Genomic DNA, 21,451 nt, shown 5'->3' with positions numbered 1-21,451 from the left:
CGGATTCACGCTAATTCATGCAAACGCTAGCGTAGAGCGATCATCAGCGCGAGGAAACGCCATGCACATCCTGATCGTTCACTGCCATCCCGAGCCCCGCTCGTTCAATGCCGCGCTCAAGGACGTCGCCAGCGAGACGCTGGAAGGCGACGGCCACCGGGTCGAGGTCTCCGACCTTTACGCCCAGAACTTCGATCCAGTCGAGCGACCCGAGCATTTCGCCTCGCGCGCCGATGCGGCTTACTTTTCGGCGCTGACCGAGCAGCGCCATCACTATCGGCGCGACGAACTGGCGACCGACGTGCGCCGCGAAATCGAGCGCCTTGAGCGCGCCGACCTGGTGATTCTGCAGTTTCCGCTGTGGTGGCACGGGCCGCCGGCGATGCTCAAGGGCTGGTTCGACCGGGTCTTCGTCTACGGCGGGCTGTATTCCGGTCAACGCCGCTTCGATCGTGGCCCGCTGCGCGGCAGGCGCGCCATCTGCTCGGTCACCACCGGCGCCCCGGGGACGACCTTCTCGACCTGGGGCCGCAGCGGCGATATCACCGCACTGATGTGGCCCATTCACTGCTCGCTGTACTACGTCGGGTTCGAAGTACTGGCCCCGCAGTTGACCTACGGCGTCCAGGGCGGAGGACTCAGCTACCAGGTCGATGCGGTTTTCCGCCGGCAGCTCGAAGCCGACAAACAGCGTTGGAGTGGGCGCCTCGAGGGGCTCGCCAACGAGGCGCCGATCCCCTTCACCGGTTGGCAGGACTGGGACGACGACGGCGTACTCAGCCAGACACACCCGTTACGCTGGCGCGTCTGAATCGGCCCTCGCGGTTCCCGCTAGCAGGCAAACCTGACAGCGACAGCCATGTGCAGCACGTAGCTTGACAGCGAATCCCAGTGAATGATCTTTTGATGACAGCTTTAAGAAAAAAGCGTTTTATTGGCGCAATTAGCATTATTTTGTGAGCTGCCAAATTGTCCAGGATGCCGCTACACGAAGCGAATTGGTATAAATAATTATAACTACACAGATAAACCGGACAGGGAAGGGGTGCACCATGAAAATGACCTGAGACGAGAGATAGGCGAATGAGTGCGATAAATATAGATTTCGTCATGACGTGGCTCGATCCTTCAGACCCCGAATGGCAGCGACAATACAAGGAAACCGCCTGCTCCGATAAATATCGCGATGTCGCAGACTTCAGCCCCGGGCGTTACCGGGATTGGGACAACCTTCGGTTTTGGTTTCGTGGTATCGAGAAGTATGCGCCCTGGGTCAATCGCATCCATTTCGTGACCTACGGCCACCTGCCGACTTGGCTCAACCCACAACACCCCAAGCTGAATATCGTCCGGCACGCCGATTATATCGACGCGCGTTACCTACCGACCTTCAATTCACGGGTACTGGAACTCAACCTCATTCACCTCGAGTCACTAGCCGAACATTTCGTGCTCTTCAACGACGATTTTTTCGTGATCGACCGGTTGGATCCGGAAATGCTCTTCAAGGGGGGGCTGCCTAGAGATTTTGCGATCCTCAATGCCTATTCCGGGGATGGGCTATCGCCGGTCTTGATGAACAATATCAAGCAACTCAACCGCCGGTTCGACAAGCGCTCGGTGATGAGAAACCACTTCAGCAAATGGTTCAATCCGGCTTACCGCCAATATCTCGCCAGAACCCTGCTTCTGCTCCCCTGGCCACGCTTTACCGGCTTCCTGGAGCCGCACCTCCCCCAGCCCTATCTGAAGTCTAACCTGCAAGAAACCTGGGCCGTCTTCGGCGAGGAGATGGCCAAGACCTGCCGGTCGAAATTTCGCCTGACCAGCGATATCAACCATTATCTGTTTCGCTATCATCATTTAATCAACGGCAGGTTCAGCCCGGCAACGCCACGCAAGGATGGCACGTATTATGAAATCTCCAACGACAACTACCGCGAGGTAGCGGCTTTCATCGAGTCGCAGAAGACGGCCCTCATCACTATCAACGATGCCGATATCAGCGATTTCGAGACGGTCAAGGCCAGTATCAATGCAAGCTTTGCCAAACTGTTCCCCGACAAGTCCGCGTTCGAGGTCTAGCACCATGCAAAGCGTGGCCGCCAGGCAGACAGACAGACAGACAGACAGACAGACAGACAGACAGACAGACAGACAGACAGACAGACAGACAAAAAGCGTAAAGGCCGAGTATGGACTCGGCCTTTACGCTCGGTACATGCATGCTTTTCGAGGCCAGCGTACTTAAGGCCGACCGCGATGTCGGTTAGATGTCGAACAGACCAGCGTTGCCGGCATCGTCCCACTCGCCATCATCCCAATTGCCATTTTCATCAGCATCGAAATTGGTGAAGATGCCGTCATAGAACTCACCGGAGTCGACATAGTTGTCGCCATTGGCGTCCCATTCACCGTAGGTCCAATCGTTGTTCAGCTTGCCGAATTCGTTATCGTCGATCAGGCCGTCGTCATTGAGGTCCCAGTCGGAGTAGGTGCCGATATCAGAGACCGAGCTGTAAAACTCGTCCTTGCTGAGCTTGCCGTCACCATTCGCATCCTGGCTTTCGAACGATGCTGCAAACGCGCCAGTGGAACCCAGTGCCAGTGCAATACCAAAGATCAATTCCTTACGCATAACGCTCTCCATATTCCATGTCATGATTGAACGGTAGTTGCAGTCGATCAAGCGGCTCTTGCCCTTGTCGACGTATTGAGCATCGGCGGCGAACATTAATCGAACCTTAGTCACGGCAGGTCGTTTGCCGTTGGATCCATTCGGCAGCCCGGCTACGTCCCGATATCCGAACAGACCATGCCAGGGAGTGCTAGAGTCGGGGGTCAAGCGGTACGGAAAGGCGCAAGCAAGGAGGCGATGTGCGCATTCTAGTCATCGAAGACGATGTGATCCTGGGCGATGGGCTCTGCGAAGGACTCAGGCTGGACGGACATACCGTGGACTGGCTGACCGATGGTGACGACGCCCTACATGCCCTGGAGGCCGACGAGTTCGATGTCGCGGTACTCGACCTCGCCCTACCCGGCTGTTCGGGGCTGGAGGTCCTGGCACACTGGCGGCGAGCAAACCAGCAGGTCCCCGTCCTGGTGCTGACCGCCTACGGGGACACCCATGACTGCATCACCGCTCTCGACCAGGGCGCCGACGACTACGTCAGCAAGCCCGTCGATCTGGCGGAGCTCGAAGCACGCTTGCGAGCCCTGTTGCGGCGCGCCAACGGCCACGCCGACAACTGCCTGCAGTGTGGCGCCGTCAGCCTCGACCGCAGCGACCGAATAGTCCGAATAGATGAGACGAGCGTCGAGCTGTCCGCTTATGAATTCGCCGTTCTCGAAGCGCTACTGGAGCGCTCGGGGCGGGTCATCAGCCGTGAGCAACTCGAATCGCGGCTGTACGGTTGGGGCGACGGCCCCGAGAGCAATAGCCTGCATGTACTGATCCACAAGCTGCGCTCACGAATCGGTGCCCGGCGCATCGAGACGGTTCGCGGCCTCGGCTATCGCATCGTGCCATGAACAGGTTAACGAAAGGCTTCGCCATTGGCCTGCATGCGCGACTGCTGATATGGCTGCTGATCTTGCTGGCCATGCTCTGGCTGACTCTCTGGACGCATGCCCGACATACCATCGAAGACAACGCCTCGCGAGAGCTGGACCATCGCCTGCAATCGACCGCGACGCTGTTGCTGCGCATCTATGTCGGCAATCTACAAACCGCCGACGCGGATGCCCGGCCCCGAGCAGCGCTGAACCAGCCATTTCTTGCTCAGCTCATGGCCTTGCCGAACAGCGCAACCGGGCCACAGCCTCCCAGTTTCGAAGTGCTTTCGGCCGAGCATGGCGTCTTGGCAAGTTCGAGCGATTTTCCCGCCGCCGCCCGCTTTTCATCGCCCGGGTTCGATAGTCGTTTCATCGCCAACCAGCAATGGCGAATCTTCACCCTGAACGATCTCTGGCATGGCATCACCATCCGGGTCGCCCTCAATCAGCACGTCGGTACCGCCCATGCCGCCATGCTCAATCACGACGTCACGCAATCGCTGCTCTGGCTGCTGCCCGCATTCACCCTGCTGGCGTTCGTTTCGGTATGGCGTGGACTGGCGCCATTGAGAAGAATCGAGCACGCCATCGCGCGCCAGAACCCGCTCGCTCCACGCCCCTTGAACATCGATCGTCGCCGCGTTCCCGTCGAACTGCGCGAGTTCATAGCCACGCTCGACCGTCTCATGAACCGAGTGAGGGAAGTGCTTACCCGTCAGCGCGCCTTTACCGCCGGGGCCGGCCATGAGCTGCGCACGCCCCTGGCCGGCTGCCGGGCGCAGTTGCAGGTCGCGCGCCGCAGTCGCAGCGCCGAGGGAAGAGAACGCGCGCTGTGCAAGGCCCAGCAATCCATCGATCACATGACGACCCTGGTCGATCAATTGCTCATCCTGGCGCGGCTCGATCCGGTGGCCCCCCGACTCGACACCCATCCGATGGATTTCAGCGAGGTTATCCGCCGTGTCGTCGAGCGCATCGGCACCCCCCGTGCCGTGCAACTGCGCCTCGCCATGCCCGACGAGCCGGTCACTGTCATCGGCAACGCCCCGCTGATCGAAACCCTGGTGACCAACCTGATCAACAACGCGATTCGCTTCTCGCCCCGTCAAGGCACAGTCCACGTCGCGCTGGCCTGTCACGACGGCCGGGCGCTCCTACGGATATGCGACCAGGGGCCCGGCATTGCCCCCGAGAGGCACGAGCGAGTGTTCGATCCATTCCAGCAAGGGCATGGCAAGGCCGATGAAGGCAGCGGGCTGGGGTTGGCGATCGTCCGGGCGGTCGCCCAGGCCCATGGCGGCCAGGCCATGGTGCATTCGCCCCGCGATGGCGGCACCGAAATCCGGGTGACCCTGCCAATCGCCGACCGGGACTCCGCTCAGGCGACGGCCTGAGCGGTGCAGGTCAAGCGCTCCGCAACCGTTGCAGGTGCCGATCGGCATCCCGCTGCAGCGCATGGCGCTCCGCGGCCATGGACTCGCGCTCGGCGGCGTCATGCAAGCTGGCCAGGTTGGCATCGACATTGATCAATACGGACGAGAGCGCGGCATGCAGCATCAAACCGCCCGCCAGGGTGTCGCTGCGCAGATTGTCGGCGGTTCGTGTCAGTGCCTCGACGCTCAGCCTCAGCGCCTCGAGACAACTGCGCGCCGTCGCCAACGGCACCCGGTTGGCGCGTTCGGCGGCGGCCTGGATGGCCCGCTCACGCGCCCGTCTCTCGACGTCGCTATCCTGGGGCCGCTTGACGGCGGCGAGGTAGGCGTCGAAGGCCTCGACGTCCTCGTCGGCGTAACGCCCCAGCTCGGCCAACCGGGCGTCGCCACGGGCGATCAGTTCCCCGCGCTCGACATCGGGATGCTTGCCGTCGGTGATGCGCAGCCCCTTGAGCACCAGGGCCAGCCCCATGCCGGCCGATGCCGCCGCGGCTGCGCCGCAGCCCGGCGTAGAGCGCGATTCGACGGCATCGCGAAAATCGCCAAGCGTCATGGCCCAGATGCTGGTCGATTGGCTCATGGCGCTCCCTGTTCGTCATTATGCCGAGTGTCTTGCAGCGCAGCGTAACGTGAGGCCTTCCGTCCCGTACACGGCTGGCCCAGCACGCCCTCCCGCGACAGCGAGTAGACGTCGAAATCATCGGCCAGCGCCAGGTGCCCGGCGTAGTGCCCCCGCGCCTCGCGTTCGACGTCGCCGATCGACACGGCGGCGTCGCGAGCATAGACGTAGCGCGGACTGAAGTGCGTCAGCAGCAGATGGGGCACGCCCTGCGCCTGGGCGAAGGCGGCGATACGCGCCGCGGTACTGTGCCGGTTGTCGGTGCCCAGCCGGGCAACGACCACTTCAGTGTAGGTCGCCTCGTGGACCAGCACATCGGCTCTCTCGCACAATCGCGCGAGCCGCGCCGGCGTGGCGTTGTCGCCACCGATCACGACCTTGCGGGGCCGGCGGCCCGCCAGCAGCACCTCGGCGCTGGCGAGACGCGTACCGTCGGCCAGCTCGACATCCTCGCCCTGCTGCAAGCGCCCCCACAGCGGCCCCGGCTCGACCCCCAGCGCTTGCAGCCGTTGGCGATCCAGCTTGCGCTCGACATGGCGCTCGCTGAACGCATAGGCATAGCAGGCGACGCCGTGGGAAAGCGCCGCGCAGTCGACACTGAAGTCGGCCAGCTCAAGCGGCCCGTCCAGCGTCTCGACATCGACGAAGACCAGCGGAAAGCTCAGGTGCAAGCCGGTGGTCGCCTGCACGGCGTCGAGGAAATCGCCGATCGCCTGCGGCCCGACGATCGTCAACGGTTGCGTGCGACCGGCCATCGAGGCGCTGGCCAGCAGCCCCGGCAGGCCATAGCAGTGATCGCCATGCTGGTGGGTGATCAGGATCGCTTCGAGCTTGACCAGGCTCAGCGAGGTACGCAGCAAGCGATGCTGGGTAGCCTCGCCGCAGTCGACCAGGTACCAGCGCTTGCCGCTGTCCAGCCGCAACGCCACGGCCGAGACGTTGCGCGTCCTGGTGGGCACTCCGCCGGAGGTGCCGAGAAACTGAAGTTGCATATCGCTCGTTATTTCCATGTGCCCGATGGCGTGCGTGAAAGCGTCACAGGCCGCTAGCGGACGGCGCCATGCTAGGATTGTGCCTCCCAGCATATTGCCTCAAGGAGCCCACGATGGCCGATCCCCAGCCCTTCATGAAATGGCCGGCTCTGGGCACGGGGCTGAGGGACGCCTGGCAAGCCGGCTACCGTCTGGGCGACCTGCGACGCGATATCCTCGCCGGCGTGACCATCGGCATCGTCGCCGTGCCGCTGTCGATGGCCCTGGCCATCGCCACCGGCGTAGCGCCGCAGCATGGGCTCTATACAGCCATCGTCGCCGGCATCGTGATCGCCTTGACCGGCGGAACCCGCTACAACGTCTCCGGGCCGACCGCCGCCTTCGTGGTCATCCTGTTGCCCATAGTCCAGCAATACGGGCTGGGCGGGCTACTGGTCGCGACGCTGATGGCCGGGGCGATACTGGTCGGGCTGGGCGTGGCCAGGCTGGGCGTACTGATCCAGTATGTACCCTACCCGGTCATACTGGGCTTTACCGCGGGCATTGCCCTGGTGATCGCGACGCTCCAGGTTCCGGACTTTCTCGGCCTGAGCGTATCAGCGGGCGAAAGTTATGTGGACAACGTGGGCCGAATCGTCGCCGCCCTGCCGTCGACCCAGCCCGCCGAACTGGCGGTTGGCGCACTCACGCTGGCCGTGCTGCTGGTGTGGCCGCGCCTCAAGCTGCCGCTGCCGGCCCCGCTGGCCGGCCTGGTTATCGGCGCCCTGGCGGGCTATGCCGTCAACCACTGGTTGCCCATCGACGACGTCGACACCATCGCCTCGCGCTTCAGTTGGTCACTGGATGGCGCCAGCGGCCAGGGCATTCCGCCGATAGCTCCCTCGCTCAGCCTGCCCTGGCATTGGCCGGGCCCCGATGGCCAGCCACTGACGTTGAATTTCGAATTGATCCGCGTGCTGCTGGGCCCGGCCTGCGCCATCGCCATGCTGGCCGCCATCGAGTCGCTGCTCTGCGCGGTGGTCGCCGACGGCATGACGCGCGGCCGCCACGATCCCAATGCCGAGCTGATCGGCCAGGGCCTTGGCAACCTGGCCGCCCCCTTCTTCGGCGGCATCACCGCGACCGGCGCCCTGGCACGCACCGCGACCAACATACGCAGCGGCGCCCACTCGCCGGTCTCGGCCGTCGTCCATGCGTTGGTGGTATTGCTGGCCGTCGTCAGCCTGGCCGAACTGCTGGGCCAGGTTCCCATGGCCTCGCTGGCTGCGCTGCTGTTCGTCATCGCCTGGAACATGAGCGAAGCCCACCATTTCCTCAGGACCCTGCGCACTGCGCCGCCCGGCGACATCGCCATCCTGGCGATCTGCTTTCTGCTGACGGTGCTCTTCGACATGGTCTTGGCCGTTGCCGTGGGTGTCGGCCTGGCGGCGGTGCTGTTCATCCGCCGCATGAGCGGCCTGACCCGCAGCACGCGACTGGACGATAGCCATCCCGGGCTGCTGGATAGCCTACCCGAACAGGTGGCGGTCTATGCCATCAATGGACCGATGTTCTTCGGGGCCGCCGAGAAGGCGCTGGCCTCGCTACGCATCGTCGATCCCGGGGTCAAGCTGGTCATCGTCGACATGCATGACGTGCCCAGCATCGATGGCACCGCCTTGGTGGCATTGCGAACGCTGGTCAACGAGATGCACCGTCAGGGGATCGCGCTGATCTTCGTGGGCCTCTCGTCTCGCCAGATCGTCAAGCTGCGGCGCACCGGCATCCACACCGCAACCCGTCGGCTGACCCATTGCGCGACCCTGGAACGCGCCCGGCACGTCGCCCGACGCTGGCTGGCTTGAATGTTCCTCTGGACTGTCGATCTCGCCGTATGCCGAACGACTAGGGAGGCGAGCACCGCAGCGGGTGCTTAACGGAGCCGGCCGACACCGGCCCTTCCCTGAACCGGTCTCACCCCGAGTGGCCTCTCCGAACCGGTTCCCCTAGAGGAGCATGCCGAATGAGTACCGCGACTTCCCCCATCAACGCCGAGAGCGCGATCCGCGAGCGGATCGATAGCTGGGTCGCTGCTGCACTGGCCAAGGACCTGGACACCCTGATGACCCATTACGCGCCGGACGTCGTCGCCTTCGACGCCATCGGCGCACTGCAGTTCAAGGGCCTCGACGCCTACCGCGAGCACTGGGCCAAGTGCTTCGAACTCTGCCCTGGAACGATGAAGTTCACCCTGCATGAAGTACAGATTCAGGTCGGCGACGATATCGCCTTCAGCCATGCGCTGAGCCACTGCGGCGGGACGAACGATCAGGGCGAGGAACAAGCCTGCTGGATGCGCGGCACCACCGCCTATCGCAGACGCGCCGGCGAGTGGCTGATCGTGCACGAGCATTTCTCGGCGCCCTTCGACATGCAAAGCGGCAAGGTGCTGTTCGACCTGGAACCCTGACCAAGGCAACCCGGGAGACGCGGTCGTGTTCGTGTCTCCCGGTGTGAGCCGTTCAGCTTGCCTCGTACTCGGCCTTGCGCCGTGAGAAGGTCTCGACGAAGCTGTCCATCACCTCGGCATCGTAGGGCTGCAGACCGCTGACCACGAGTTTCTTGGCGCCGGTGCCCAGCGGCTGGCCACCGGCGCTCATGCGAAAGGCCAGGCGGGCTTCGCCGCGCTTGCCCTGGATGTCGAAGCTGGCGCCGTCGAAGGCCACCTCGAGCCCCTCGCTGGGCAGCGCATCGAGCCGGAAGCCCATGCTGTCGTAGATCACCAGCGGCCGCTGCGGATTGAACATGACCCCGCTGTCTTCCATCAGCGGCTTGAGATAGTGCGGGAAGTTCCGCCCCGAGAAGGCGATATAGCGCCGCGTGAAACGCTCGACCACCGCCGGATCGTGGGTGATCTCGCCACTGCGCTCGACGTACAGGTACTCCTTGCCGGCATCGTCGACCACGCTCAGCTCGCCGCTCTCCCCGAGCACGAACTTGAGCGGCACCCCGTCACCGACCATGCCGCGAAAGTGGAAGGTCATCCGCTGGGCCAGGCCATGGCGAGCCAGCACCAGGGCAAACAACAAATCCCCCGGTACGCAGAAGCGTCGGGCATCGGGATCGTGAATAGGGTTGTAGTCGCCGGCCATGCGCTTGGCAAAGCGACTGGCCTGCTGCGCGCCGATACGCAGCCAGCCGTCGGCTTGGGTGTAAAATTCGTCGAGAAACATGTTAGCCCTGGTACCTAGATGAACGCTTGAGTGAACGAAAGCGCCGGCAAACGAAGAATTGTTATATTGCGTAAAAGCGGTGCCGGTAGCAGCGTTCTACCATCGAACGCGCGCCCTGACCAGTCGCAACGTCATCGCCACGAACCGGACTGCATGATTGCTGTCGCCGCTCAATCTGCGTCCAGCTCCGGATAGTGGCGGAACACGCCGCTTTCGTTGAATGGCAGCCGCCGCGACGAGGCCAGATAGGCGGCGACGTTGGGCCGCTCGGCGACACGCCGGACAAGCTCGATGACGCCCGGGAAGGCCTCCTCATGGCCGGCCATGGCACGCGGAAAGGCGTAGCGCAAGCCGCTTACCACCTGAAACAGCGACAGATCGACGTAACTGTGCTCGTCACCGACCAGGCAAACGTCGCTATCGGGGTTGAGTTCGAGCACCTGCTCGAAGTAGCCGAGAAACTTGGGCAGCCGTTCGTCGATGAAGATCGCCGCGCGTTGCTTGGCCTCCTCCTGCTGATCCTCGTAATACAGGCTCGATCCGATCGGATGATGCACGTCGTGGATCTCGGCGACGAAGTCGCTGAGTGTCAGTTGCAGGCCATGGGCCCAAAGCCGGCTCTGCTCATCGTCGGGCACCAAACCCAGTCGCGGACCGAGAAACTGCAGAATATTGGCGACATGCGAGACGACGGTCTCGCCGGCCTTCAGGAACGGCGGCGCGAAAGGCGGCCTGAAGGTCGCCTGCCCTTCCAGGTAATAGGAGATCTCGGTAATCCCGGCGTCCGCCTCGTTGCCGACGTCCTCGTAGTCGGCACCGGCGTCTTCCAGCGCCAGGCGCACGAATTCGCCGCGCCCCTGGATGGTTGGCCAGTAATAAAGTTCGTAGCGCATGGGCCCTCCTTGCCGCCATTCTCGAGGTTCTTCGACTGGCTTTTCAGGATAGCCCAATGAGCGCGGCCCTCCATTTCGGAGCCGTAATCGCCGGTTGGCGAGGGCACTCGAGCCGGGCGGCGCTTATCGCGTTGGACGCAGCATGATCACGCCCAGCGGGGGCAATGTCAGCGAGACACTGGCCGTCTGCCCGTGCAGCGGCGTATCGAGGGCCTGGAGCTGTCCCATGTTGCCCAGGTTGGTTCCGCCGTAGCGCTGCGCGTCGCTGTTGAAGATCTCTTCCCAACTCCCCATGATCGGTACGCCGAGCCGGTAGTCGTAGCGCGGCACCGGCGTCATGTTGGCCACCACCAGCAGCGGCTCGCCGATCAGGTCCCAGCGCAGCCACGCGAATACGCTGTTGGTGTCGTCGTCGCCGACCACCCAGGCAAAACCCTCCGGCTCGGTATCGCGCTGATGCAGCGGCGTCTCTTGCTGATAGAGACGATTGAGGTCGCCGACCAGGCGCTGTATCCCGGCATGGTGGGCCTCGCCGAGCAGCGACCAGTCGAGCTCGCGGTCGTGACTCCATTCGCGCCACTGGCCGAACTCGCAGCCCATGAACAAAAGCTTCTTGCCGGGCTGGGTCCACATGGTCGAGAGATAGGCGCGCAGGTTGGCGAACTGCTGCCACTCGTCGCCGGGCATCTTGCCGATCAGCGAGCCCTTGCCGTGCACCACCTCGTCGTGGGAAATGGGCAGCACGTATTTCTCGGAGAAGGCGTAGACCATCGGGAAGGTCAACTCGTGATGGGCGTACGAGCGATAGACCGAGTCCTTGGCGATGTACTCCAGGGTGTCGTGCATCCAGCCCATGTTCCACTTGTAGGCAAAACCCAGGCCGCCGTCGCGGGTCGGTTGGGTCACCCCGGGCCAGGCGGTGGACTCCTCGGCGATCACCGAGGCGCCCGGCACTTCCTCATGGACCACATCGTTGAGATGGCGCAGGAACTCGATCGCCTCGAGGTTTTCCTGCCCCCCGTACTGGTTGGGAATCCACTCGCCCTCGTTGCGCGAGTAGTTGCGGTAGAGCATCGACGCCACGGCGTCGACCCGCAGTGCGTCGACATGATAGTGACGCAACCAGTGCAGCGCCGAGGCCAGCATGAAGCCGTGCACCTCGCGCCGCCCCAGGTTGTAGATGTAGGTGTTCCAGTCCTGGTGGAAGCCCTCGTAGGGATGCTCGTACTCGTAGAGCGCCGTACCGTCGAAGCGCGCCAGGCCATGCGGATCGGTGGGAAAGTGCGCCGGCACCCAATCGAGGATCACCCCCAGTCCGGCCTGGTGGCAGGCGTCCACGAAGTAGGCGAAATCCTGCGGCTTGCCGAAGCGACCGCTCGGCGCGAACTGCGACAGCGGCTGATAGCCCCAGGAGCCGCCGAACGGGTGCTCCATGATCGGCAGCAGTTCGACATGCGTGAAGCCCATCTCGAGCACGTAGGGAATCAGGTGCTCGGCCAGGTCGCGCCAGCTGTAGGTGACCCCGTCGTGTCCACCGTGCTTGCGCCACGAGGCGGCATGCACTTCGTAGGCGGAGATCGGCTGGTCGGGCCCCTGTCGCTCACCGCGCTGGGCGATCCACTCGGCGTCGTGCCAGGCGAACGGCGTGGTGTCGGCGACCACCGAGGAGGTGTGCGGCGGCGTCTGGGTGGCCAGCGCCACCGGGTCGGCCTTGAGCGCGATGGCGCCATGCGCGTCGAGGATTTCGTACTTATAGGACTCGCCCGGCCCCAGGCGGGGCAGGAACAATTCCCAGACCCCGGCGGGATGGCGCAGCCGCATCACGTGGCGGCGCCCGTCCCAGGCGTTGAAGTTGCCGACCACCGAAACGCGTCGCGCGTTCGGCGCCCAGACGGCGAAGCGCACCCCGGACACGCCGTCGATTTCCATCGGCTGGGCGCCCAGGCAATGTCCCAGATTACGGTGATTGCCCTCGCCGATCAGGTACAGATCCGTCTCGCCGAGCAGCAGATCGAAGGAGTAGGGATCCTCGGTTTCCTGCTCACCGCCCGACCAGCGGATGCGCAGCGTGTACGGCGCGACATGGGGCAGCCGACCCGCGAACAGCCCCGGAACCTGGATACCGGTCAGGCTGCAGCGTCGTTGGCCGGTGTCGCGGTCGAGCACGTCCACCCCCAGTGCCCCGGGCAGGTAGACGCGCAGCAGGCAGGACTCCGTATCCTCCGCGCCACAGGCATGCACGCCGAGTACGGAAAACGGATTGCCGTGCGTGCCACGGGTCAGCGCCTCGGCGTCATCGGGAGACAACCAGAGGGCATCGTCCTTGACGGTGTTGACGTTCAGATCGGTCATGGGGCCCCTCTCATGGACAGTTGGTCGACGATGGCTGCCAGGCCGCGCAGCGGCACGCCCAGCCAGGCGGGACGATTGGCAGCTTCGTAGGCGATCTCGTAGACCGTCTTTTCCAGCACGAACAGTTCCAGTGCGGCGCTAGCGCCTTCCGGAGAAGCCCAGCGATGGGCAATATCGCCGGTACTTTGCCAATAGGCGTCGAGGAAGGCGCGCCGGCTGACGAGCAGGTAGCGCTCGGCCACCTCGTGGGCCAGCTCGACGGCACTCTCGTCGCTCGACTTGCCGACAGCGGCCTCGTCCAGCTTGGCGCCGGCATAGTCGAAGGAGCGCAGCATGCCGGCGACGTCGCGCAGCGGGCAGTCCTTGGCGCGCCGCTCCGCCAGCGAGCGGGCCGGCTCGCCCTCGAAGTCGATGATGTAGGCATCGTCGTGGGCGACCAGCACCTGACCGAGATGCAGATCGCCGTGGATGCGGGTGAGCAGGCTGCCCTCGGCCCGTTGCGCCAGCGGCTCGACGGCGGACAGCAAGGCATCCCGCTCGGTGAGTACCCCGTCGGCCAATGCCTGATCGGCTTCACCGGCATTGCCCTTGTGGCGCGCCAGCAGGTCGAGCGCCTTCTCGATCTGCTCGCGGACACGCTGCGACCAGGCCTCGACATGCGACGTGCCGGCCTGCTCCGGTGCGAAATCGGGATTTTCGCTCGCCAGGGCCAGCACCCGGTGCAGCTCGCCCAGGCGCTGTCCCAGGGTCGTGGCGAACTCCTCGAGTTCGTCGAGGGCACGGTAGCCACTCTCCTCGTCGCTGGCCTCGCTCTCCTCGCCCGCCTCGCGGATCGCCCGTTCGAGCACATTGCGCGTCCACGACCAGGCATCGCCCTGATTGGCAATGAAGCCCTGCACCAGCATCAGGGTCTGCGACTCGCCATCGGCATTGCGACGCGCCACCTCGCCGTACAAGGGCGGCACATGCTCGAAGCCGTGCTCGCTCAGGTAGCGGCCGATCTCGGCCTCGGGGTGTATGCCCGGTTCCAGACGCCGGAACAGCTTGAGTACCACCTTGTGATCGATGATCACCGAGCTGTTGGACTGTTCGACGTTGTTATGGGCGACATCGACGTCCTCGGGCAGTTCCAGCTCGCCCAGCGCCGAGGTCGGCAGGAAGCGGATCTCGCCCTCACCGCACGGCAGGCTGCCCCCGCTGCGCAGCAGGTCGAGAATGCGCAGGGCAAAGGCATCCAGCCCCAGGGCATCGGTCAGCAGGCCGACATCGCGTCCGCGGCGCACCCGCGCCAGGGCGAGTTGCTGGGCCATGGCCCCACTGCGGTCGTCCTCGCCGAGAAAGCCCAACGGCAGCAGGTAGCGGTCGCTGCCCTGGGAGTGCTGGATCTCGAGTTCGCTGAGCAGCATGGAATGCTGCTCGTCCTCGATGCGCACGGCATAAAGAATATTCACCCGGTCGATGCGCGCCTGCTTGGCGGCAAACCAGCGCCGCTTGGGCAGGTACTTGGGCAGCGCCTCGTTCTCGAGCATGCCGCGCGATGGGGCGTCGAGGATCTCCTCGAGCTGGCGCTTGACGATCAACGTCACGTAATCCGGCATCGCTTCGGGGGCCGGCACGTGCCATTCGGGCATCGCGGTCTCCGGCGCCAGCAGGAACCAGTAGAAACCGTAGGGCGGCAAGGTCAGCAGGTAGGGCAGCTTGCCGATCGGCGGGAAGGCACTGCCGCCGACCATCTCGACCGGCACCTGCCCGGCGAAGGCCGACAGGTCGAGCTCCACCGCCTGGGCGTTGCGCGCCACGTTGGCCACGCACAGCAGGACCTCGGCCTCGCCGTTGTCCAGCACCAGCTCGCGCAGATACGCCAGGATATGGCGATTGCTGGGATACAGCGGGCGCATGGTGCCGCGGCTGAACACCCGGTGCTGGCTGCGCACCGCGAGCAACCGGCGCATGCTGTTGAGCAGCGAATGCGGATCGCGGGTCTGGGCCTCGACGTTGACCGACTGGAAGCCGTAGAGCGGGTCCATGATCGCCGGCAGCACCAGCTTGGCGGGATCGCTTCGCGAGAAGCCGCCGTTGCGATCCATCGACCATTGCATCGGCGTGCGCACGCCGTCGCGGTCGCCCAGATAGATGTTGTCGCCCATGCCGATCTCGTCGCCGTAATAGAGCACCGGCGTGCCCGGCATCGACAGCAGCAGGCTGTTGAGCAGCTCGACACGCCGCCGGTCGCGCTCCAGCAGCGGCGCCAGGCGGCGTCGGATGCCAAGGTTGATCCGCGCGCGGCGATCGACGGCGTAGTGGTTCCAGAGATAGTCGCGCTCCTTGTCGGTGACCATCTCGAGGGTCAGCTCGTCGTGATTGCGCAGGAAGATCGCCCACTGGCAAGTGGCGGGAATCTCCGGGGTCTGGCGCAGGATATCGGTGATCGGAAAACGGTCCTCCTGGGCCAGCGCCATGTACATGCGCGGCATCAACGGGAAGTGGAACGCCATGTGGCATTCGTCGCCGTCACCGAAATAGGGACGCGTATCCTCCGGCCACTGGTTGGCCTCGGCCAGCAGCATGCGGTCGGGATAGCGCTCGTCGATCACCTTGCGGATCTGCTTGAGTACCACATGCGTCTCGGGCAGGTTCTCGTTGTTGGTCCCCTCGCGCTCGACCAGATAGGGGATCGCATCCAGGCGCAGCCCGTCGACCCCCATGTCCAGCCAGTACGCCATGACCTTGAGCACCTCCTCGAGCACCTGCGGGTTATCGAAGTTCAGGTCCGGCTGGTGGGAATAGAAGCGGTGCCAGAAGTAGGCGCCCGCCACCGGGTCCCAGGTCCAGTTGGACGACTCGGTGTCGAGAAAGATGATCCGCGTACCGGGATACTTCTGGTCGGTGTCCGACCATACGTAGAAGTCGCGCTCGGGCGAGCCCGGCGGCGCGCGGCGGGCGCGCTGGAACCACTCGTGCTGGTCCGAGGTATGGTTGATGACCAGCTCGGTGATCACGCGCAGGCCACGCTTGTGCGCCTCCTCGATGAAGCGCTGGGCGTCCTCGAGGGTGCCGTAGTCGGGGCTGACGCCGGTGTACTCGGCAATGTCGTAGCCATCGTCGCGGCGCGGCGAGGGGTAGAACGGCAGGATCCAGATGGCGTTCACCCCCAGGCTGACGATGTAATCGAGCTTCTCGATCAATCCCCGGAAATCGCCGATCCCGTCATCGTTGGCATCGAAGAACGACTTGACGTGCACCTGGTAGATGACGGCGTCCTTGTACCATAGCGGATCCTCGAGAAAGTCGATGGTCTCGACGGCGTGCGACTCGCTGCTGGCATCCATCATGGGCCTTCCTCCTTGACTGATCAGCGCACCGGGTGGATGCGCCAGATGGCGAACGGCAAGTGCCACGGCTCCAGCCGCATCGACTGCCACTTGCCATGCCATGTCCAGCGATGGCCGGACATCAAATCTTCCACGTGCAGGGCCGCATCGTCGGGTAGTTCGAACTCCCATAGCGGCAGTTCGAAGGGCCCCTCCTGGGCCTCGAACGGGTCGAGGTTGATCATCACCAGAATGAAATTGCCCCGGTCGTCGGTGCGCTTGCCGAAATAAAGCAGACGCTCGTTGTGGGCGGGGTAGAAGGCGATCCCCAGATGGGTCTGCAGCGCCGGATTCTCGCGGCGGATGCGGTTGAGCTGGGCGATCTCGTAGGTGATGTTGCCGGGCGCGGTATAGTCGCGCGGCTTGATCTCGTACTTTTCCGAGTCGAGATACTCCTCCTTGCCCGGTACCGGTTCGCCCTCGCAGAGTTCGAAGCCGGAGTACATGCCCCACAGCCCCGACCCCATGGTCGCCAGCGCGGCGCGGATCAGGAATCCCGGGCGCCCCGAGGACTGCAGGAAGTAGGGATTGATGTCCGGCGTATTGACGAAGAAGTTGGGCCGGTAGCACTCGCGCATCGGCGACTCGTTGAGCTCGGTCAGGTACTCGGTCAGCTCGGCCTTGGTGTTGCGCCAGGTGAAGTAGGTGTAGCTCATGTTGAAGCCGATCTTGCCCAGGCGCTTCATCATCGCCGGCCGGGTAAACGCCTCGGCCAGGAACAGCACCTCCGGGTCGCGCCCGCGTATGTCGGCGATCAGCCACTCCCAGAACGGCAGCGGCTTGGTGTGGGGGTTGTCGACGCGGAATATCTTCACGCCTTCGTCCACCCAACCCTGCACCACGTCGCGCAGCGTCAACCACAGCGAGGGCACCGCGTCCTCGGCATAAAAGTCGACGTTGACGATATCCTGGTATTTCTTGGGCGGATTCTCGGCGTAACGGATCGAGCCATCCGGTCGCCAGGAAAACCAGCCCGGGTGCTCGTCGAGCCAGGGATGGTCCGGCGAGCACTGGATGGCGAAGTCCAGCGCGATCTCCAGGCCGTGCTCGGCCGCCACCTTGACCAGGCTGCGAAAATCCTCGCGGGTGCCGAGCTCGGGATGGATCGCCTCGTGACCGCCCTCAGGACTGCCGATGGCGTACGGACTGCCGGGATCGTCCGGGCCGGGTGTGAGTGTATTGTTGCGGCCCTTGCGGTGGGCGCGGCCTACCGGATGGATGGGCGGGAAATAGAGCACGTCGAAGCCCATGTCGCGGATCATCGGCAGCCGCTTGTGGACGTCTTTGAACGTGCCGTGCCGGCCGGGATCGTCGGTCTCCGAGCGCGGGAACAACTCGTACCAGCTGGCAAACTGGGCCGCCCGGCGTTCGACCTCGAGCGGATATGTCGCCTCGCTGCGCGTCAGGTGCGGCCGGGCATCGGCGGCATGCATCCACTGGGCGGTCCGGGTATCGAGCATGACGCCGACCCGCTCGCCATCGCTGCCACACGCCTGGAAACGCTCGAGCACACTTTCCAGCGCCTCGCGCAGCTCCCCTTCCGAGCGCTCGGCGGCGGCCATGATCAGGCGTCGGCCCTCCTCGAGTTCGAGGCCGACCGGAACGCCGGCCTGGTGCTTCTTGAACAGTTCGTCGCGGTAGGTGCCGAACACGTCCCACCACGCCTCGATCACGAAGCTGTGCCGGCCGACGCGCTGGGGGGTGAAGCGCGTCTCCCAGATGTCCTTGCCCAGCGGCCGCACCAGGTGCATGGGTTCGCGTCGGCACTGGCCCTGGTCATCGCACCAGGTCACGGCGGCGGCCAGCACATCGTGACCATCGGCGAAAATCACCGCGGAGACGTCGACCGGCGCGCCGGCAATCGCCTTGGCGGCAAAACGCCCCAGTTCGAGCGAGGGTTGAACGGACTCGATGGCAATGCGTGGCGATTGCGCCGCCGCCAAGGCACCGTCGTCGCGCTGAGCTGGCGTAGCGGCCGCATTCGGGCTCCGATGCGGGGATGAACTCGTCGTCATTGGCGTCTCCTTCCGTCCCTGGGGCGGAGTTGCAGTCTGTTCGATGCCACCGCGCGGACCGCGCCGCACGGTCATGCCGGATTACGGCGCGGCCGAATCCTGAATCAGTTCCAGCAGAGCCAGTGAGCGTCCCATCAGGCGATGACCGTCGCCGAAGGCGCGTCGGCAGACGGTCTCCTCGAGGGCCAGGGCCGTGTCCAGCCGGCACATCCAGCCGCTGCCGCGCGGCACTTCGGGTAATTGGAAGGTCATCGCCTCGGGATGCGCGTTGAGCAACAGCAGCAGGGTCACGTCGGCCCCGGCACGGCGAATGCCGCTGGGCCGGGCGCGACCGTCGAGCAGCACCCCCAGGCTGCGCGCCTCGGGATCCTCCCAGCGCTCGACATCCATCTCGTGGCCATCGGGGGTCAGCCAGGTGACTTCCTTGAGCCCCAACTCCTCGTTGTAGTCGCCACTCAGAAAGCGCCCACGACGCAGGATCGGGTAGCGGTGGCGCAGGGCGATGACATGCCGCAGATAGTCGATCATCGACTGGGCATCGCCGCTCAGGTTCCAGTCCAGCCAACTGATCTCGTTGTCCTGGCAATAGGCGTTGTTGTTGCCCCCTTGGGTACGCAGCATCTCGTCACCGGCGAGCATCATCGGCGTGCCCTGGGAGAACATCAGCGTGGCGAAGAAATTGCGGATCTGGCGCAGACGCAGTTCATGGATGTCCGGATCGTCGGTGGGGCCTTCGACACCGTGATTCCACGACAGGTTGTTGCCGTGGCCGTCGTTGTTGTCCTCGCCGTTCGCCTCGTTGTGCTTGTCGTCGTAGGAGACCAGGTCATGCAACGTGTAGCCGTCGTGGGCGGTGACGAAATTGACCGAGGCGAACGGACGCCGCCCGCGGCGATCGAAGCAGTCCGCCGAGGCCATCAGGCGCGTGGCGAGCTCGGCCAGCTGGCCCTCGTCGCCGCGCCAGAAGGCCCGCGTGGTGTCGCGGTAACGATCGTTCCACTCCGCCCAGCCGGGCGGGAAGCCCCCGACCTGATAGCCACCGGGCCCGCAATCCCAGGGTTCGGCGATCAGCTTGACCTGGCTGAGCACCGGATCCTGGCGACAGGAGTCGAGGAACCCGCCGCCTTCGTCGAAGCCATGCGGCTCGCGACCGAGGATGGTCGCCAGATCGAAGCGGAAGCCGTCGACGCGCATTTCGGTCGCCCAGTAGCGCAGCGAGTCGGTGACCATCTGCAGGACCCGCGAATGACTGAGATTGGCGGTATTGCCGGTGCCGGTGTCGTCGATGTAATAGCGCAGGTCATCCGGCATCAGCCGGTAGTAGGTGGCATTGTCGATGCCCTTGAGGGAGAGCGTCGGGCCCAGCTCGTTGCCTTCCGCCGTGTGGTTGTAGACCACATCGAGGATCACCTCGAGGTCGGCGGCATGGAAGCGCGCCACCATCTCCTTGACCTCGTTGATGCTGTCGCCGGCCAGGTAGGCCGAGTGCGGGGCGAAGAAACCCAGCGTGTTGTAGCCCCAGTAGTTGCGCAGATCCTTTTCCAGTAGATGCTGATCCTGCACGAAGGCATGGATCGGCATCAGCTCCACCGACGACACGCCGAGCGAGCGGATGTGATCGATCACTTCGTTGACCATCAGCCCCGAGAAGGTGCCACGTTGCGCTTCGGGTACCGCCGGGTGATGCATGGTGTAGCCACGCACATGGGTCTCGTAGATGATCGTACGGTCCCAGGGTATCTGGATGCGTTGTGAGCGCCCCCAGGTGAAGGCCGGATCGACGACTCGGCAGCGCGGCATGAACGGGGCGCTGTCGCGTTCGTCGAAGCTCAGGTCCGCCTCGGGGTGGCCGATGGTGTAGCCGAACAGCGCCTCGTCCCAGACCAGTTCGCCGACGATCTGCCGGGCATAGGGGTCGAGAAGCAGCTTGTTGGGATTGAAGCGGTGGCCTTCCTCGGGAGCGTAAGGCCCGTGCACACGGTAGCCGTAAAGCTGACCCGGACGGGCATCCGGCAAGTACCCGTGCCAGACCTCGTCGGTGTATTCCGGCAGTTCGATGCGCTCGATCTCGTGCTCGCCCTCGGCATCGAACAGGCACAGCTCCACCTTGGTGGCATTGGCCGAAAACAGCGCGAAGTTAACGCCGAGTCCATCCCAGGTCGCCCCCAGCGGAAAGGGCAACCCCTCGTGCACCCGCGACCGGTCCCTGACGAGCGGTGGCTCGTTGTTGGTTGATGATTCATCGTTCTGCTGCGGCGCTTCCTTGGTCGTCATTCCACATATCCTTGGCGCAGAAGGCAGGCTGGCGAAACGCTCCGTCGCCAGCCCTGCCTGCCGTCATCTCGCAGGGTTTGGCCGAGCCAACGTCACTTCTTCGGCTTGCGTGACGTGTCGCTGGCTTTGGTCTTCTTTTCGGCATTGCCGTCGGTCGAGCGGGACTTGGTCGTTTTCTCGCCCGCTGTCTTGCTGCTCGTCTTGGCGGTCGAGGACCGGGTCTTGTCAGCGGTCTTGGCCGCCCCGGCCCGCGAACGCGTGGTCGCGCTCCTGCCCGGCGTGGCGGTATCGGTGGCGTTGGGCGTGGATACACTGTCTTCGGTGCGCCGCGGCCTGCGAGCGCGCTTTACCGTGGCGGATTCCTCGGGCAGTGGCGTAGTAGCACTCGATGCCTCGCTCTGCGTGTCCGGCACGCCTTCCTGGTCGCGACCTTGGTCGCGATCGGACACATCGTCGTGCACGGGCAGATCCGGATCCGTGTCATCGGGCTCGGTTTCCACTTGGGGCCGCGCATCGCGCCCCGACTCGCGCTCGGCGGCCACGATCTTGCGCGCCATTTCCCAGTGGCGCTGCTCCTGCCCTTCGGGACGTCCCTCCGATTCCCAGATGCGATAGGCCAATTGGCGTATACGCAGTTCGTCGTCAGCCATCCTTTAGCTCCCCCCTTAACTCTCGTTACGGCTCTCGTTACGCACCTCGTGATTGCTTTCTCAATGCGATCATTGCGCATGT

At 64.3% G+C, this 21,451-nt stretch carries 16 protein-coding genes; 6 read left to right on the top strand and 10 right to left on the bottom strand.

Annotation, left to right across the window (positions count from 1 at the left end):
- Positions 1-61 precede the first annotated feature (61 nt).
- Together R6258_RS12220 and R6258_RS12215 are read left to right on the top strand one after the other, a co-directional pair.
- Positions 62-811 (top strand): NAD(P)H-dependent oxidoreductase, encoded by a 750-nt coding sequence (locus R6258_RS12220; RefSeq protein ID WP_318450640.1) that lies wholly within the window; start codon positions 62-64, stop codon positions 809-811.
- Between the two features lie 299 nt (positions 812-1,110).
- Complete coding sequence (locus tag R6258_RS12215) at positions 1,111-2,085, top strand: stealth conserved region 3 domain-containing protein (RefSeq protein ID WP_318450638.1); 975 nt, start codon at positions 1,111-1,113, stop codon at positions 2,083-2,085.
- Between the two features lie 184 nt (positions 2,086-2,269).
- Here the strand turns inward: R6258_RS12215 and R6258_RS12210 are convergent, their stop codons facing one another.
- Positions 2,270-2,734 carry a hypothetical protein gene (locus R6258_RS12210; protein ID WP_318450636.1) on the bottom strand — a complete coding sequence of 155 codons (465 nt, stop codon included), beginning with the start codon at positions 2,732-2,734 and terminating at the stop codon, positions 2,270-2,272.
- A 143-nt stretch (positions 2,735-2,877) separates the two neighbouring features.
- On the opposite strand from R6258_RS12210, the gene R6258_RS12205 reads away from it, so the two are divergent.
- The gene (locus tag R6258_RS12205) at positions 2,878-3,534 is read left to right on the top strand and encodes a response regulator transcription factor (RefSeq protein WP_318450634.1); all 657 of its coding nucleotides are present in this window, start codon (positions 2,878-2,880) and stop codon (positions 3,532-3,534) included.
- On the top strand, positions 3,531-4,952 hold the full coding sequence (locus R6258_RS12200; RefSeq protein WP_318450632.1) for a sensor histidine kinase: 1,422 nt from the start codon (positions 3,531-3,533) through the stop codon (positions 4,950-4,952). Before R6258_RS12205 ends, R6258_RS12200 begins: the two co-directional genes overlap by 4 nt.
- 10 nt (positions 4,953-4,962) lie before the next feature.
- Here R6258_RS12200 and R6258_RS12195 read toward each other — a convergent pair whose 3' ends face one another.
- Positions 4,963-5,571 (bottom strand): cyclodeaminase/cyclohydrolase family protein, encoded by a 609-nt coding sequence (locus tag R6258_RS12195; protein ID WP_318450630.1) that lies wholly within the window; start codon positions 5,569-5,571, stop codon positions 4,963-4,965.
- On the bottom strand, positions 5,568-6,602 hold the full coding sequence (locus R6258_RS12190) for a ribonuclease Z (RefSeq protein ID WP_318450628.1): 1,035 nt from the start codon (positions 6,600-6,602) through the stop codon (positions 5,568-5,570). Before R6258_RS12190 ends, R6258_RS12195 begins: the two co-directional genes overlap by 4 nt.
- A 113-nt stretch (positions 6,603-6,715) precedes the next feature.
- On the opposite strand from R6258_RS12190, the gene dauA reads away from it, so the two are divergent.
- Both dauA and R6258_RS12180 read left to right on the top strand, forming a co-directional pair.
- Positions 6,716-8,446 (top strand): C4-dicarboxylic acid transporter DauA, encoded by a 1,731-nt coding sequence (gene dauA / locus R6258_RS12185; protein ID WP_318450626.1) that lies wholly within the window; start codon positions 6,716-6,718, stop codon positions 8,444-8,446.
- Between the two features lie 158 nt (positions 8,447-8,604).
- The gene (locus tag R6258_RS12180; RefSeq protein WP_318450624.1) at positions 8,605-9,051 is read left to right on the top strand and encodes an SgcJ/EcaC family oxidoreductase; all 447 of its coding nucleotides are present in this window, start codon (positions 8,605-8,607) and stop codon (positions 9,049-9,051) included.
- 52 nt (positions 9,052-9,103) lie between these two features.
- Here R6258_RS12180 and R6258_RS12175 read toward each other — a convergent pair whose 3' ends face one another.
- From R6258_RS12175 to R6258_RS12145, 7 genes are all read right to left on the bottom strand, one after another.
- Positions 9,104-9,814, bottom strand: a complete 711-nt coding sequence (locus tag R6258_RS12175) for a DUF3581 family protein (protein WP_318450622.1) — start codon at positions 9,812-9,814, stop codon at positions 9,104-9,106.
- 170 nt (positions 9,815-9,984) lie between these two features.
- Positions 9,985-10,707 (bottom strand): glutathione S-transferase, encoded by a 723-nt coding sequence (locus tag R6258_RS12170; RefSeq protein WP_318450620.1) that lies wholly within the window; start codon positions 10,705-10,707, stop codon positions 9,985-9,987.
- A 123-nt stretch (positions 10,708-10,830) separates the two neighbouring features.
- Entirely contained in the window at positions 10,831-13,059 is a 2,229-nt protein-coding gene (glgB, locus tag R6258_RS12165) for a 1,4-alpha-glucan branching protein GlgB (RefSeq protein ID WP_318450617.1), read from the bottom strand.
- Positions 13,056-16,391 carry a maltose alpha-D-glucosyltransferase gene (gene treS / locus R6258_RS12160; RefSeq protein WP_318450615.1) on the bottom strand — a complete coding sequence of 1,112 codons (3,336 nt, stop codon included), beginning with the start codon at positions 16,389-16,391 and terminating at the stop codon, positions 13,056-13,058. The genes glgB and treS overlap by 4 nt, the downstream gene beginning before the upstream one ends.
- A 20-nt stretch (positions 16,392-16,411) precedes the next feature.
- Positions 16,412-18,445: an alpha-1,4-glucan--maltose-1-phosphate maltosyltransferase gene (locus R6258_RS12155; RefSeq protein ID WP_318450613.1), complete on the bottom strand. Its 2,034-nt coding sequence runs from the start codon at positions 18,443-18,445 to the stop codon at positions 16,412-16,414.
- 81 nt (positions 18,446-18,526) lie between these two features.
- Entirely contained in the window at positions 18,527-20,719 is a 2,193-nt protein-coding gene (gene glgX / locus R6258_RS12150) for a glycogen debranching protein GlgX (RefSeq protein WP_318450611.1), read from the bottom strand.
- Positions 20,720-20,811: 92 nt separating this feature from the next.
- Complete coding sequence (locus R6258_RS12145; RefSeq protein WP_318450609.1) at positions 20,812-21,369, bottom strand: DUF2934 domain-containing protein; 558 nt, start codon at positions 21,367-21,369, stop codon at positions 20,812-20,814.
- Positions 21,370-21,451: the final 82 nt, after the last annotated feature.

This window comes from Halomonas sp. HP20-15, from assembly GCF_033446685.1.
Lineage (GTDB): Bacteria > Pseudomonadota > Gammaproteobacteria > Pseudomonadales > Halomonadaceae > Modicisalibacter.
Note: the sequence above shows the minus strand (reverse complement) of the source record. Positions and strands in the feature narration are given on the sequence as shown.

Coding starts and splice junctions, on each gene's coding strand:
- R6258_RS12175 (WP_318450622.1), bottom strand. CDS start 9,814: ATGTTTCTCGACGAATTTTACACCCAAGCCGACGGCTGGCTGCGTATC.
- R6258_RS12180 (WP_318450624.1), top strand. CDS start 8,605: ATGAGTACCGCGACTTCCCCCATCAACGCCGAGAGCGCGATCCGCGAG.
- R6258_RS12200 (WP_318450632.1), top strand. CDS start 3,531: ATGAACAGGTTAACGAAAGGCTTCGCCATTGGCCTGCATGCGCGACTG.
- R6258_RS12145 (WP_318450609.1), bottom strand. CDS start 21,369: ATGGCTGACGACGAACTGCGTATACGCCAATTGGCCTATCGCATCTGG.
- treS (WP_318450615.1), bottom strand. CDS start 16,391: ATGATGGATGCCAGCAGCGAGTCGCACGCCGTCGAGACCATCGACTTT.
- R6258_RS12220 (WP_318450640.1), top strand. CDS start 62: ATGCACATCCTGATCGTTCACTGCCATCCCGAGCCCCGCTCGTTCAAT.
- glgX (WP_318450611.1), bottom strand. CDS start 20,719: ATGACGACCAAGGAAGCGCCGCAGCAGAACGATGAATCATCAACCAAC.
- R6258_RS12210 (WP_318450636.1), bottom strand. CDS start 2,734: ATGTTCGCCGCCGATGCTCAATACGTCGACAAGGGCAAGAGCCGCTTG.
- R6258_RS12190 (WP_318450628.1), bottom strand. CDS start 6,602: ATGCAACTTCAGTTTCTCGGCACCTCCGGCGGAGTGCCCACCAGGACG.
- R6258_RS12170 (WP_318450620.1), bottom strand. CDS start 10,707: ATGCGCTACGAACTTTATTACTGGCCAACCATCCAGGGGCGCGGCGAA.
- glgB (WP_318450617.1), bottom strand. CDS start 13,059: ATGACCGATCTGAACGTCAACACCGTCAAGGACGATGCCCTCTGGTTG.
- R6258_RS12155 (WP_318450613.1), bottom strand. CDS start 18,445: ATGACGACGAGTTCATCCCCGCATCGGAGCCCGAATGCGGCCGCTACG.
- R6258_RS12215 (WP_318450638.1), top strand. CDS start 1,111: ATGACGTGGCTCGATCCTTCAGACCCCGAATGGCAGCGACAATACAAG.
- R6258_RS12195 (WP_318450630.1), bottom strand. CDS start 5,571: ATGAGCCAATCGACCAGCATCTGGGCCATGACGCTTGGCGATTTTCGC.
- dauA (WP_318450626.1), top strand. CDS start 6,716: ATGGCCGATCCCCAGCCCTTCATGAAATGGCCGGCTCTGGGCACGGGG.